At 36.1% G+C, this 13,554-nt stretch carries 15 protein-coding genes; 2 read left to right on the top strand and 13 right to left on the bottom strand.

Annotated elements, in window-relative coordinates; translation table 11 throughout:
* From COX77_04510 to COX77_04490, 5 genes are all read right to left on the bottom strand, one after another.
* Positions 1-279, bottom strand: a 279-nt coding sequence (locus tag COX77_04510; GenBank protein PIZ98461.1) for a hypothetical protein, incomplete at its 3' end; no start/stop codon positions are given.
* Positions 280-415: 136 nt separating this feature from the next.
* Positions 416-2,113, bottom strand: a complete 1,698-nt coding sequence (locus COX77_04505) for a hypothetical protein (protein ID PIZ98460.1) — start codon at positions 2,111-2,113, stop codon at positions 416-418.
* A gap of 220 nt (positions 2,114-2,333) precedes the next feature.
* Entirely contained in the window at positions 2,334-2,837 is a 504-nt protein-coding gene (locus COX77_04500; GenBank protein PIZ98459.1) for a hypothetical protein, read from the bottom strand.
* A 96-nt stretch (positions 2,838-2,933) separates the two neighbouring features.
* Positions 2,934-3,605 carry a hypothetical protein gene (locus tag COX77_04495; GenBank protein ID PIZ98458.1) on the bottom strand — a complete coding sequence of 224 codons (672 nt, stop codon included), beginning with the start codon at positions 3,603-3,605 and terminating at the stop codon, positions 2,934-2,936.
* Positions 3,606-3,608: 3 nt separating this feature from the next.
* The gene (locus COX77_04490) at positions 3,609-4,532 is read right to left on the bottom strand and encodes a hypothetical protein (protein PIZ98457.1); all 924 of its coding nucleotides are present in this window, start codon (positions 4,530-4,532) and stop codon (positions 3,609-3,611) included.
* An 83-nt stretch (positions 4,533-4,615) separates the two neighbouring features.
* Here COX77_04490 and COX77_04485 point away from each other — a divergent pair, with 83 nt between their 5' ends.
* Positions 4,616-5,314, top strand: coding sequence for a hypothetical protein (locus tag COX77_04485; GenBank protein PIZ98456.1), 699 nt, complete (start codon positions 4,616-4,618; stop codon positions 5,312-5,314).
* Here COX77_04485 and COX77_04480 read toward each other — a convergent pair.
* Together COX77_04480 and COX77_04475 are read right to left on the bottom strand one after the other, a co-directional pair.
* A complete protein-coding gene (locus COX77_04480; GenBank protein ID PIZ98455.1) occupies positions 5,272-6,210 on the bottom strand; it encodes a hypothetical protein in 939 nt (312 codons plus the stop codon). The genes COX77_04485 and COX77_04480 overlap by 43 nt on opposite strands.
* Entirely contained in the window at positions 6,207-6,809 is a 603-nt protein-coding gene (locus COX77_04475) for a threonylcarbamoyl-AMP synthase (protein ID PIZ98454.1), read from the bottom strand. The genes COX77_04480 and COX77_04475 overlap by 4 nt, the downstream gene beginning before the upstream one ends.
* Positions 6,810-6,903: 94 nt before the next feature.
* Here COX77_04475 and COX77_04470 point away from each other — a divergent pair, with 94 nt between their 5' ends.
* Positions 6,904-8,283 carry a hypothetical protein gene (locus COX77_04470; GenBank protein ID PIZ98453.1) on the top strand — a complete coding sequence of 460 codons (1,380 nt, stop codon included), beginning with the start codon at positions 6,904-6,906 and terminating at the stop codon, positions 8,281-8,283.
* Positions 8,284-8,294: 11 nt separating this feature from the next.
* On the opposite strand, the gene COX77_04465 is transcribed toward COX77_04470, so the two are convergent.
* The 6 genes from COX77_04465 to COX77_04440 all read right to left on the bottom strand — a co-directional run bounded on the left by COX77_04465 (position 8,295) and on the right by COX77_04440 (position 13,394).
* A complete protein-coding gene (locus COX77_04465; protein ID PIZ98452.1) occupies positions 8,295-10,163 on the bottom strand; it encodes a hypothetical protein in 1,869 nt (622 codons plus the stop codon).
* A 172-nt stretch (positions 10,164-10,335) separates the two neighbouring features.
* Positions 10,336-10,860 (bottom strand): hypothetical protein, encoded by a 525-nt coding sequence (locus COX77_04460; GenBank protein PIZ98451.1) that lies wholly within the window; start codon positions 10,858-10,860, stop codon positions 10,336-10,338.
* Positions 10,861-11,295: 435 nt separating this feature from the next.
* The gene (locus tag COX77_04455) at positions 11,296-11,553 is read right to left on the bottom strand and encodes a hypothetical protein (GenBank protein ID PIZ98450.1); all 258 of its coding nucleotides are present in this window, start codon (positions 11,551-11,553) and stop codon (positions 11,296-11,298) included.
* A 218-nt stretch (positions 11,554-11,771) separates the two neighbouring features.
* Positions 11,772-12,074, bottom strand: a complete 303-nt coding sequence (locus COX77_04450; protein PIZ98449.1) for a hypothetical protein — start codon at positions 12,072-12,074, stop codon at positions 11,772-11,774.
* A gap of 159 nt (positions 12,075-12,233) precedes the next feature.
* On the bottom strand, positions 12,234-12,758 hold the full coding sequence (locus tag COX77_04445; protein PIZ98448.1) for a hypothetical protein: 525 nt from the start codon (positions 12,756-12,758) through the stop codon (positions 12,234-12,236).
* A gap of 222 nt (positions 12,759-12,980) precedes the next feature.
* The gene (locus COX77_04440; protein PIZ98447.1) at positions 12,981-13,394 is read right to left on the bottom strand and encodes a hypothetical protein; all 414 of its coding nucleotides are present in this window, start codon (positions 13,392-13,394) and stop codon (positions 12,981-12,983) included.
* Between the last annotated feature and the right edge of the window lie 160 nt (positions 13,395-13,554).

Here is a 13,554-nt window from a genome sequence, read left to right as displayed (position 1 = left end):
CGGTTCAATATTTTCTAAATAACATCCCATTTCTATTTCTTGTTGGCTAGCTTGCGGATTATTTTTTATTCTCAATTCTAGTTTTTGTTGCATCTGCTGATGAACGCCTTGTCGCAATAAAGCATAATATCTTAATCTCTCAATTTGTTCCCGTGATAAACTAGAGTGCCGACGTAAACGTTCAATTTCCTCAGCGTTACCTTGCTCTAAAATAGCCCTAACGTCATCTTCTTTATGCAAATCGTACTGTTTATTAATAGTAAATTTATTCTCCTGCATTAAAATACTAATAATTTCTTTTATCTTATCATATATAGTTAAATTGTACTATACACACAACACGGCAACGCCGGGAGTTAAAAAAAACCGCCCAAGCTATTGTAGCTAGAGCGGAATGAGGAAGTGAATAATGAAATTATTTCATTAAAACCATTTTTTTAATGGCTGTATAAGAACCGGCGGATAATTTGTAAAAATAAGTACCGCTAGCTAATCTACCACCATCAAAGGTAACTTGGTAGCTACCTGCTATTTTTTCTTCATTGATTAAGGTAGTGATTTCTTTACCAAGAATATCATAGATCCTTAACTGAACTTGGGTACTGTTGGGTAAAGAAAAACTAATGTTGGTTACCGGGTTGAAGGGATTAGGATAGTTTTGATACAAATCAAAGGTTGTTGGTTTGTCTTGATCTTCATTGATATCAGTAATTCCATCTAACCGTACCGACTGAATTCTATAACTTAAGCTTGGATCCGGTACTGTAATAGAAATCGTACCATTATTATTAACCCAGGTGTCTTTAGTCCATGTCTGACCATTGGGCAGGATAGTGGAAACCATAACTGCACGACCAGTGGTGTTAATGGTTAGTATGTCTCCAGCCATGCTAGAAGTAAATGGAACTTGCGGTTGAATAATCCTCTCTGACATCAAAACGCCAATACCTAAATTAGCAACCAGTGGATCGTTATGATTAACTAGCCAACGATTTAATAACCAAGCGTCAATTAAATAACCGGACTGATCAAAAAGAATTAAACCACGACCAAAATCAATCTGCTGATTATTGTATAGATCCAAATAACTTTGCCTACCGCGAGCCATTAATTCCATATCATCGTAATTAACTATACCATCACCACTAACATCACCCCTGATACCATTAATGCCTTTAACTATTACCGAGGAACTTAAATTCTGCCAGCGTGGACCTTGTAAAAATAATGGCGAATACAAGGCAACGTTATCTGTTAGCCAAAAATAGATAATATTGCCTGTACGCATATTATTATTACCCCACCACCAATATGATGCATAACCAGTGATACCATCGCTATTTGAATACCACTTAAAATTAGTATTATTACTGACGGTGTCACTATAAATGTAGCCGCTAGGAAATTCTGCAGCATAAGGGATGCACCAATCAAAGTGGTCCTGTTCAATCAAATCAACAGAGGCACCGAAATTGCACTCAATTGCTTGGATCACGCGTGGTAAGAAATTACTAAACTTAGTATAAACATGATGCGAAACATACCACCATTGACCAGGGAAAACGAACATCGTATCAACTAATAATTCTGGTGATTTACCCATTGTTACTTCAGTTAATTCTGGGTTAACTAAATTTAAACAAGATCCTTCTGGTCCGCCATTAATTACTTCTTGATTAGTTATTGTCTTACCAATCCGCGGTTGAATAGTGCCATAACCAGAAATGTCTGCTTTAATGGTCAATGTTTTTGTCTGACCATAAGCAAGCGGTAAGTTAATTGCAAACAAATAATCATCATCTATTAACGAATCGATCGAGGCAACAAGCGTGCTACCATCATATATGCTAATATTTCTTAGCGTCGGTTTGCCGTTGCATGGCCATTCGGTAGCAATAGATAGCTCAAGGCCGTTCACAGTAACATTATTAGCTTGTGATTCAATATCAATAATGATTAAGGTGAAATTGGATAGTCCTTGCGTGCGAATTATCGTAGGATCAAGAAACACTGGTGAATTAACGTTAAGATTTACACCGACCGATGAACTGGTCTGCGCAAAAGAAAACATCATCGTCAAAACAATGATAACGAAAGAAAGCAATCTTTTCATTGCTGATCTCCTTATTTATGAAAGAAATGAAAGAAATATGAATTAACTTGTCAAAAAACTAATGTCCTATGTATATCACGTAATCTAATTACTGTCAAGTCTTTGCGGTAATGTGCACACACATATTGCACTTTCTAGTAAACTAGGGCCTTAATGCAGTATAATTAATAATAAAAAAGCTCGGCATTTAAGCTAAGCTTTTTTTTAAATATTCACACCGCTAGAGGTAATAAACCAACGAGGTTTTTCTCGCAACTCGCTCCAACTCAGTGCTGTAGCTAGTTTGACAGCCAACCATTGGTTGAGTTCGGTGAACTAACTCACAATAACTATTGGGTTCATTACAATAAACACCGTATGGCTGTTGATCAAAGCAATGTTTACACTTCAGAACTTGAGCAGTTTGCTCTCTACCATACCGAGTAACAAACACTTGGTTGATCAATTTTTGAACTAATTTCTTTGCTGCTACTATTGCACAAAAAATGAAGGAAATAATAGCGCAAATAAATCCACTGACAATTAACATGATTAATTCCGGCCATTGATTGAGCCGAAAGTCAAACACGCCACCGTCTTCAATATCACTATTTTTACAGCGTTTGATTGCTTGATAAAACAAGCGTGGTAGCTGACCCAAAAGCAAAAGAATAAATCCAATGCCGGCAAAAATTAAAGGTAACCACTTAACAAACTCAACAACTAGATCAAGTACTTTCTTCATTTTAACCTCCGCGGTTTTTTGTTTATTTATTGATAAAAAGTTAAGGTTCTAAAATTTAATATAGTATTATACTATATTACTAAATAAAAGTCAATATTATCTCTTTTGTAACTCTAAGCACACCTGTCCTTGCCATTTTTGATAGGATAGAGCGTCAATAATAAAGTCATAAACTCGTGCTAGTTGTTTCCCGACCGGCCACCGATCAAGATACGATTGCAAAGATGAATAATAATATTTTTTTACCAATACTAGTCCCTGCTCAGTAAAAATGTTAATCAGCTGATCAATGTTCTGATAGCTATAATATGTTGGAAAGGATTTACGGCCGGTGATCATGCTATGAAAATTGGAGGGAATCATTTTAGCTAATAAAAATTCCGGCGCTGTGGCATTGGGCACGGAAACAATAAACGATCCTCCAGTTTTCAATATTCTGCTAATTTCTTGGGCCGCCATTTCAATTCTAGCTACATGTTCAAGAATAAAATTAGCCAAAACTAAATCATAACTTTCTGTATTCACCTCTTTCATTTCCTCCACTGAGCATTGATAATAATTACGTACCCGAAAATGATTGACTGGTACCACGGAAATATCTAGCCGATCCATGACGAATTCTATTTTCTCAGCATCTAAATAGTTTTCTATCAATAAACTTTGGCCCGCACCCAAATTTATTATTTCTGGCCGCTGCTCGGTTAACAATATTTTCTTAGTTGCCTCCGCAAGTAATTGTAATAATTTTTTCTCCGCTGGTGATTGCATATTTTATGTATAGGTAGTTAATTTAATAAAACAACTATAAACAAATTCTGGTCGCACTAGATCAGTGCTAGTAAATTGATAATCAAGTTGTGACAACTGGTGGTAGCCAACGCATTGATTATTACCAAAAATTGCTTTTTGTTGCTGATTCAAAGAATAAATAGGGTTAGTGGGCCCATAAATGACAAGTGACGGTATTTGATAAACTCCAGCTAACTGTTCAGCAAAAGAATTAATACCGATAAAATATTTAGTATGGGCGAATAATTGATTTAGTTGTGGCCAACTGATATCTCGCAAATCAACAACGCCCGGCAGCAACGGATCGCTACTCCTGCCAACCTGATAAATCAGCCAACCGTCTTTAGCTAAATACTGGATTAAATCACTCCACCGGGCCGATGACCACTGACGCTCTGCCAGCCACTGCCCGGCTGTTGGTTGAATAATCAGATAATTTTTTTCCGTGATATACTGTTGTTCAAATTGACTATCCGTAACAGTAATAGCTAAATTGGATAATAATACCGAGTCTTTCAATCCTACTTGTTTGGCCATGATATGTTTAATGCTAAAATTTTTACCCGTACGAAACAGGTGCCAGTCATAGTGTTCATATAAAAGATGAATCATCGGCCAATCACACCACGACCACTTAGCCGTCACTCGTAGTGGAACAAGCTGATTAAAAACCTCCGGGTGATTAGTAACTATTTTAATTCGTGTTTGCAAATGTTGTTGTTGCCATTCCTTAATCACTGCGGCGGCCATTAAACAATCACCAAGTCCGCCTTGGCGAATGAATGTTACGCGTCTGATACCAGGCAAAAACAGTAATAAACGACTGATAATATTAACTATTAACTTAGCTAAGCAATATCCTAAATAGGATAAACTAAATTTTTTACTGGTGCGGGCTTTATTCATGACTACATTATAACAAAAAGAAAAAAAATTAGATAAGTGTTATAATTAGTTACAGATCTCATGTTAATACTAAACTTTTATCTATGCTCAAAAAAAACCGCAAAATTACTCCCCCCACCCCTTATGAGAAGATTGAACCAGACTGGTATAAACCATATACACAAATCTATCTGATCAGACACTGTGAACCCGATCGTCACTTCCTACCTACTGCCGGTAATCCAGAAATGCCTCTCTCGGCTGAGGGTCGCCAGCAACTTAAGTACCTTCTAAAAAAACTAAAAACTTCTCATATTGATTGCCTCTATGCCAGCGAATATCAACGAGCACTAGAAACGGCTCAACCCCTAGCTCGTTATTTAAAAAAAAGAATTATCGTTGATCCGCGCTTAAATGAAATAGATTGGCATGATTGGCATAAAGTAAAATATTTTCACATGACCGAGAAAACGAGAGAAAAAAAATTTCCTAGTTACAAAAAAATGGATCGCCGTTTAGATCAGTACCAAGATAAGACGCGACGAGTACTGGCTGATATATTTGAGCATAATAAAAATAAGAAAATTGCCATCTTCTGCCATGGTAATATTATTCGTACCATTATCACTAGCATTATTAACAGTGATATTATCGGTTTTTTATCCATGGAAATTTATCAATCATCAATCACGAAACTAACGATTGATAAAAGCGGATATGTCAAAATCAACTATCTGAATAGTATCTCTCATCTTCCTCATCACACGCAAGAAGATTTATTTTTAGCTGGTCGCAAAAAATAGCTTCTGATTCGCGGCCAGAAAATAACAATACCAGCTATCCACAGCAAGGTCAGTAACCAACTGAAAAAAGCTGGCAAATTTAGTTTTGGTAATAGGCCAAAAATAAAAATATAATGACCGACGTATAAAGCCAACATCACCTGACTAATACGAGCTAGTAGACTTTGCCACCAATCATTTAACTGAATCTGTCCCGCTAAACGAAATAAATATAAACCAGCTATGGCAGTTGCGATAATAAGTAACGGTAAGTGTAGATACTTATCATATTGATTAATCGCAATACCTTGATAAAAAATTACTGGATAAAATAATAAAATAAACCAGGTAAATACTTTGATAATGAATATATTAGAGTAATGACTCCAGCTGGCTTGGTACCAATAATAAATAATACCTAAGAGAAAATAAACACCAAAGGAATTGATCGGATAACTGTAATTCAATAACCAATCAGTAATAATTTTTTGCTGAGCAAAAAACGGCCATTGCAAGAGAAAATTACTAAAGAATAGTAATAAACACAAAATAATAGCACCCAACTGCCATTTTTTTTCTAAAAAAATCCAGCTAATTGCCGTCATGATAGCAAAAGCTAATAAGATAACACCGGAACTAGAGAGTGTTTCGTTACTAGCATAAGTAGTGATAATAAATAAAACAATTAATAATAACACCCTCTTGATATATTTAACCGGTTGCTGAAATTTAAAATTATAGGCCAATAAATAACCGGAGATAAACAAAAAAGCAAATTGCACAAAGGGTATATAGGCAAAAAAAATGGCCAACCAAATGCTGTTGCTTTGAAAAGTGATCAATACTAAATGGTCCAATACCATCAAAATTATGGCACCGGCTTTAAAAATATCAGCAGCGATTATTCTTTCTTTCATAGCTTTTTTACGACTCCTGGTCTAATTATTTTATAAGGCTTAACTGTTAAATCAACAACTGTTGATATTTTGTGTTGAATAACACCGCGTGAACAATAGAAGTCTATCTGCCGACCAAAATATCTCTCAGCTTGCTTGATATCCAGTGCTGGTAATAAACCGGCTAAATTGGCGCTGGGGGCCACTAGCGGGCCCGTAATGCGTAAAATTCTTTGTAGTAACAAATTGGCTGGCCAACGTAATGAAATAGTTTTCTGGCCACGGTGCAAATACTTACGACTCGGCACCGGACATGGTACGATGAAACTAATAGCTCCTGGCCAGTGCTGCACCATTAGTCTCTTTTGCGCCGGCGTGATAGTAACTCCCAAATCTTTGATCTGTTGCCAACTGTTGATTAAAATAATCATTGGTTTGTTATGGGGACGCCGGCGCACTCGATATATTTTACTGACCGCTCGCGGTTGCTCAGCGCTACCCAACAGACCATAGATAGTATCAGTTGGCATGACGCCTATTTTCCCTTGTTGTAATAAATGAGCTATTTGCTGACGATCAACTATATTTTTCCAAGAAAAATGTTTTATTTGCTTATTCATTGCTGGCAAAAAATATTAAACGATAATGATAATATAGCAAATCATTAAGTTCTTGTCATTTATTATTTTTCCATAAACTGCTATAATTCTAAATATGAAATTCAAAATATCATTCTCCTGGCTCAAAAAAATTCACTGGTCAAAACTGTGGACAGATAAAAAAATCTTGTCTCTTTTTATTATTTTAATAATCGCCATTCTTTGTATTAGTTTTGCCTCTTGGCGCTATTTTCAATTTACTCAAGAACAAAAGCCAAAAACGACTATTACCGACAACAAAGATATCTATACAGAATTCTTGGTAGAGATATTCCAAAAAATAAAAACCAACTATTGGGAAGTTATCAAAGATGAAGATTTGTTTAAACTTTATCAACTAGGTACAGAAAAACTAAAACACCCAGTTACTGTTACTATTGGTCAAGATGAAAAAGCTTTGCGTTCATTACTAACCACAGCACTTGGGGAAATTCCCGAAGAGAAAGACAAAAAAGAATATGCTGTTAATCTAGCCACCATCGTACTGTACAATTTGCAACCGGCTGGCCGTAGTGGACTATTTACCGTACAAAAGGAAACAGAGCTTTGGAACAATGTAAAAAACATTGATCCAGGAACCAATCTTTATGATGAAATTGGTGTCAAGAAAGGTGCTAATACTGAAGAAATAACCAAAGCAGCGCAAATGAAAGAAGTCGCTGTTAATAACTTAATAAAAAATGCTACCAATGAAGAAGAAAAGAACAAAGCCCAGGAACAACTAGCTAAAGTAACTCGGGCTAAAGAAACCCTATCGCTGGAATCGTCACGGGATAATTACAACCAATACGGCATAGAATCAACGGTAATAGCCGAGAAGATTAGTAATAATATTTTGCATCTATGGTTCAAAAAAATCTCTCCTTCAACCTACACTGAGTTGCAGCAGGTTACCACTCATTTTGACCAATTTAAATCTTTAAATACGCTAATTCTCGATCTCCGGGGTAATGTTGGTGGTTCCATTGACTTATTACCATATTTACTTGGACCGTTCATTGGTGAAAATCAATATGCCTATGAATTTTATCATCAAGGAAAATATGAACCCTACAAAACCAAAACCGGTTGGCTACCATCATTGGTACGTTACAAAAAAGTAGTAATCTTGCAAGATGACAAAAGCCAATCCTCGGCGGAAATGATGACGGCTGTTTTGAAAAAGTATAATATCGGTGTTGTTGTCGGTACTAATACTCGCGGTTGGGGAACCATTGAAGCTGTTTTTGAACTCACTAATCAAATTGATCCTAAAGAAACCTATAAAATGTTTCTCGTCCATAGCATTACTCTGCGTGATGACAATCAGCCGATTGAAGGCCGCGGCGTTGATCCTAACATTAAAATCACCGATAAAAACTGGCTGGCTCAGCTAACCGAACACTTCAATGACGCTACTATCAGTGCGGCAGTAAGTAAACTACTAAAACAATAAATATCAGCACTCTATCTCCCTATTGCTTTTCCGCCACTACCAAAAGTGCACGATTTTTTTAAATCACTCAGAGAAATACTTGTACCACCCTTACCAGCAGGATCATTAATATTAAGTATTCCATCATGGTTCTTGGTAATGACTATAAAATGTCCATTACCGGTGAAAGGGCATTTACGCGATTTGTAACAAGTATTGTCATTTTTACACAACGGATTATTATGTACGCTAATAACTACGGGATTGGTTTTGGCTAATTCAGCGCAATTGTCATAATTATTACACTCTTGAACTCTTAAGCCATATTCTTTTGCTACTTGACCTATTGAAAGTTGTGACGTTCCGCCATCACAGCCTCGCCCTCCATTATTAATCATTTTTTGCGCCATTTGCTGTAAAGTTACTGGTTTTTGATAATACAATAAAACCATTGTGAGGGAAGTTACACCGCAACCCGAGGAACAAATATTGGATTTAGTTTGGCAACCCTTGCCGGTATAGTCAATGTCATGATTTTTTGGATCTTTACACTGCCTTAATAAAGGAACGCCATCCTTACCAATACTACTCACCTGTACCGAAACTCCTGAGCCTAAAGATTTAACATTTGTTCCGTCTGGGGGTGGATTAGTGGCTTCTTCCAAGTCGACTGTACTCAAAGCGTATGTATCTTTCAAAACCGCCTCAATCTCTTCCTTAGTATAAAACTTTTTAGTTAAGCTAATGGAGTCCATAGATAGTAAACTAGGGTTGATTACAGTCAACAACATATAGGAGGTCAACATCAAAATTAAACCAATGATCGCGCTGGCAATAACTTTTTTGGCGGCGCCAATACGGGCAGCATTGCCACCGGCAAAAATCCAACGCCAACCACCAACCATGATCATCACTACAGCAAGTACTGCCACCACCTTGACACCATAGTTATAGAGAGCGCTGATATACTCGCCCAGCCAAGGAATGTTACAATATCCTTCCTTACCACCAGTCACTTCACATTTGATTGGTGAAAAAACACCCAATCCAGGAATTTGCACACTTAATAATGGATTAGTTTTACTGGTAGTGCTCTCCAATTCATCCTTAGTTGGTTCCTTTTTTTTGGTATCTGTTTTTACACTATCGGTTTTGATCTTATAAAGATCACTTAAACCACCACGGATACTCATGTGTTCACTGACGCTGGGTTTGGTATACAGCGCCACTCTTTTATCGGCGGTGACATACTGCATATTATTCCAACTGATTGGCGTAACAGTAAAAAAGGAGCTGTAAAACGCCTCGGTATTTGCTCGCACGCCATCATGATTGGTGCTAATAGCGGCAAAAATAATATTTTTATTCTGTGCGCTATTGATAAAAGATGAATACATACCATCCAGTAACACAATTTTGTAAACGCCAGGAAAAGAACTATTCTTGTTAATAGCATTGTAGCCACAATCATGTCCGACTAAAATAATTTTACTTAAATTTTTGCCAGCTTCCTGTTTAACACGATTCACGGCTTTGGTTAACCAGCTAGTTGTTAATTGCGACCAACAACCATTTTCTGTTCCATATTCTCCGCTCGGTACCATTAAAACAATTGAATAACCAGCCGATCTTAATTCATTAACTTCCGCCGTTGCCACACTGACACTATCAACAAAACTACTATTACCATTGGCACCACCCGTTACCTTACCCTGAAAGTAAATCAGAAGTGAGCTGTCGTCAGTGACATTATCCGGAATGTTAATATTTACCTGGCGGTTATCAATCGTCACTGTTTGCTTGTATTTTTCCGCTAAAGCTGAACTTGGTGAATAAAAAAACGACCCCATGGTAAATACCAATAAAAAGGTCAGTAATAAATATTTTTTTCTGGTGAGCATGTCAATATTATACTTATTATTGGGAAAAGTAACAAACTATGCCTTCGGTGCTGTATTTTTTTCACGATAAATAATTTTGAGTTAATTAAAAAAAATCCACAACTTTTAAAATCGTGGATTTACTTTTTAGGACCTATTTATGGTCAGGTATCAATTACTAGCGAACAATTTTTTACTTAGCAATATGTTCACCAACATTACAGGTTGGAACAAGTATAGCGTTAGGAGGAATAGGGTATTCTTTTCCAAAATATTTATATTCATACCCACGGTCATCCGAAAGCATATGTCGTTGTTCGTCAGTTCTAATCTTAACTGAACTTTGACCACCAGGATATTGCAAAATGTCACCATCAACGAAAACCAGGAAAGTAGTATTGGCTGGTACATCGGTAAGAGTAAAAGTTTGCGTGGGAGCGAACCGTATTTGCGGCTTAAAGTTGGCCACACTCATCAGTTGCATACAATTAACGGTATTTTCCTTTTTCCCGTCTACTGATTCGTGGCGGACTGGTATCATTCTTATCAACTCCTCTGGATAAAATCTCTTTTCTACTGGTATCCCACCCCAGAGCACTCTGAATATCATCAGCTTACCATCATCACCCATCTTTGGTTCTTCCTCTCCTTCGAGATATACTACTACTTTTATACCAACAGGAACCTGTTTCTCCGTTAGAAGCAATATTGGTTTCATCGCTCACCTCTTTTATTAATTTGAATTTATTAATTTACACCGTATCTAATATTAGAGACACGTTATCACCGAATGGCTACTATGTCAAGACGATGAATTGGTTCTAAGAAAAAACTGATATTAATACATCTTCTAACTCCACTTTTTGGAGAATGTTTAAATTAATATTTTAAAATAAAACTATTTCTATTGTCTCTTTATTAAATATTAATTAAATTATAAGCTACTTATTTAAAATAATGATGTTAAGCATCATCCTAGTTTAAAAACAATAAGTATCGAGAAGATGGTAATAATGGGGGTTCGATGGTGCCAGAGAATGAACTGGTTAGATAGAGATAAAAGATTCTAAAAAATGCAATGTTACACGAATAGAAACAAATTACAAAATCACTAGATTGTACATAAAAAAAGAAGTTACTTATATAACTCCTTTTAAAATTTCACTTGCTCTTTTTGGATTTTCTTTCGAGTTTGTAGACGACCCTGCCTTTTTTTTAAGAAACCCAATTTTGTTGGTGTAACAATACCGAATAAGGATAACTCGCCATTTTCAACGTGCAGGCAGCCACATTTATCACAGGGATAATTATTTCGATAACCACGAATTCCTTGTTCAATAGGAACGGGATGCTTAAAATCAATATTGCCTTGATCGCATTTTAGATTTTGACATTTATTATTTCTCTTCACTTTATCTCCTTGTTTGTTTAAAGTTCGTTAATGTTAATGGGCTAATATATCGCAAAGGGGCTATTTTGTCAAGCATATATTAAAAGCCCTACTAATTAAGTGGGGCTTTTTGCAATTTGTTGAGATTATTTTTTAGCACTCGCCAGTTCTTGTTGGCGGTCGCCGAGCCAACGATCCTATAAATTTAGGCAGCGCTTCAGGGTTAATTGAGGAGATAGTTACATGTTTGATAATACAAGTAATGTAAAAATTATAAGTATAAACAAAATCACTATCTCGTTTACTGGTGGTGGTGGTGGCTCTTTCAATGGTGTAATTTTTACAATTTTACCATGTAGAAATTCTATAGCCAAAATCATCTTGGCTATTATTTCTTCATTATCTTGTTCTTTTACAAGGCACTGATAAGAATAACCATCCGCAAATGTAAGTGTGAGAGTCTGCCCCGGGAAAATTGAATGAGGATCCAACTTCACCTCTGGTGTAGAAAATGAAGCCGATGCAAACAAGATTACGAGCATTATTAACCTGTACATAATATTTCCTCCTTTAAGGAATTTGTGATCAAATGTATTTTAAAGGTACCGAGATAAGTCATTATCTTACGACTATTATCTAGTTTGTCAAACATATACTAAAAGCCCTACTAATTAAGTGGGGCTTTTTGCAATTTGTTTGGATTATTTTTTAGCATCCTTTAATTCTTGTTGGCGGTCGCCGAGCCAACGATCCCAATTGGGTAAATAGTGGGGAAAGTGTATTTTATTCTCGATCACGTAATTCAACCACTCTTCAGCTTGAGAAATCTTACCTAGTTCCAGGGCATTTCGGAAACCTTTAGTGTCAACAAAACCAAATTTATCCTGTAGTTCCTCAAATGTAACACGTAAAGGACGATGCTCCATCTTTGCCAAAGTACCATCGTTCTTCAATTGTTGATACAATTCCAGGTCTCTTTGACGATCGCTAAGCCAAGAATCCCAAGTGGCTTCATATTGCGGGAAATTTTCTTTATTTTCAACAATGTGCTTTAACCACTGTCCAGCCAATTCAATTTTTCCTTGTTGTAAGGCTAATTGAAAGTCCCAAGTTTGTTTCAGCCCGAATTTTTCCATCAATTCTTGCTGAGCTTCTTCTTTTGTTCTTTTTATTTCCACTTTGTTCTCCGTTTTTTGTTGATCTAAAAATGAATTATCATTAATCATATTAATCTACTTTATGGATAATATTTATACTATTTCACAAAATCTCTAAAAAAGCAAACAATAATAAACACTTATTGCCGTCTACCTAACTAGACTAATTAATTTATTGAAGTGTTTAATAATAACTCCCTCATCTTGCAGAATTGTGAGTAATTATCGCACAGTATTTATTAAGTAATTAAAAGCCCGCTCAGATTTATTTCCAGCGGGCAAAACACAGAATTATTTCTTTTGCGTTTGACAATGTTCGTAAAGTTCTTTACCAACATTGGCAATAACTACATCTTGCTCTTCAGTACCACCGGAACAAGCAAAGTATGCTGTATAATCATCACTAATTACACAACCTCGTGCTGGGGATTCTCCCTTCATAGCATATTCGGTACAACTGGGTTTACCGGTTCGAAAACTCTGAAATATTTTACCAAAAGCAAAGGCTCGGTAATTAACTCCTTTATCCTCTGGACCACGGTTTATAGGATCTGGTTCTCGGAAAAAATTTTCACCGAAAGACTCTTCATTATAAATATGTTCTGTACAGACCGACAATATAACAACTGAACCTCTTTTTAAACCTAATTCACGGGCCTTTTCTATCATTGCTTTCAAAATAGGATCAACATTAATTTTAACCACGACTACTACTCCTGATGATTGTTGAAAATAATTATTATTTAATTTAGTTATTAAGGAAAGTGATAAACTACTATAGCAAAATATATTATCTTTGTCAACACCTTGCTCCTACATTCTAGTCCCAAGCTTAATTAAACTAAAAACCTACATTCTAGTCCCA

Source organism: Candidatus Komeilibacteria bacterium CG_4_10_14_0_2_um_filter_37_10, from assembly GCA_002793075.1.
GTDB lineage: Bacteria > Patescibacteriota > Patescibacteriia > UBA1558 > UBA1558 > UM-FILTER-37-10.
Note: the sequence above shows the minus strand (reverse complement) of the source record. Positions and strands in the feature narration are given on the sequence as shown.

Bases quoted from the DNA above. Each gene is read 5' to 3' on its own strand.
- COX77_04505 (PIZ98460.1), bottom strand. From the start codon at position 2,113: ATGAAAAGATTGCTTTCTTTCGTTATCATTGTTTTGACGATGATGTTT.
- COX77_04500 (PIZ98459.1), bottom strand. From the start codon at position 2,837: ATGAAGAAAGTACTTGATCTAGTTGTTGAGTTTGTTAAGTGGTTACCT.
- COX77_04495 (PIZ98458.1), bottom strand. From the start codon at position 3,605: ATGCAATCACCAGCGGAGAAAAAATTATTACAATTACTTGCGGAGGCA.
- COX77_04490 (PIZ98457.1), bottom strand. From the start codon at position 4,532: ATGAATAAAGCCCGCACCAGTAAAAAATTTAGTTTATCCTATTTAGGA.
- COX77_04485 (PIZ98456.1), top strand. From the start codon at position 4,616: ATGCTCAAAAAAAACCGCAAAATTACTCCCCCCACCCCTTATGAGAAG.
- COX77_04480 (PIZ98455.1), bottom strand. From the start codon at position 6,210: ATGAAAGAAAGAATAATCGCTGCTGATATTTTTAAAGCCGGTGCCATA.
- COX77_04475 (PIZ98454.1), bottom strand. From the start codon at position 6,809: ATGAATAAGCAAATAAAACATTTTTCTTGGAAAAATATAGTTGATCGT.
- COX77_04470 (PIZ98453.1), top strand. From the start codon at position 6,904: ATGAAATTCAAAATATCATTCTCCTGGCTCAAAAAAATTCACTGGTCA.
- COX77_04465 (PIZ98452.1), bottom strand. From the start codon at position 10,163: ATGCTCACCAGAAAAAAATATTTATTACTGACCTTTTTATTGGTATTT.
- COX77_04460 (PIZ98451.1), bottom strand. From the start codon at position 10,860: ATGAAACCAATATTGCTTCTAACGGAGAAACAGGTTCCTGTTGGTATA.
- COX77_04450 (PIZ98449.1), bottom strand. From the start codon at position 12,074: ATGCTCGTAATCTTGTTTGCATCGGCTTCATTTTCTACACCAGAGGTG.
- COX77_04445 (PIZ98448.1), bottom strand. From the start codon at position 12,758: ATGATTAATGATAATTCATTTTTAGATCAACAAAAAACGGAGAACAAA.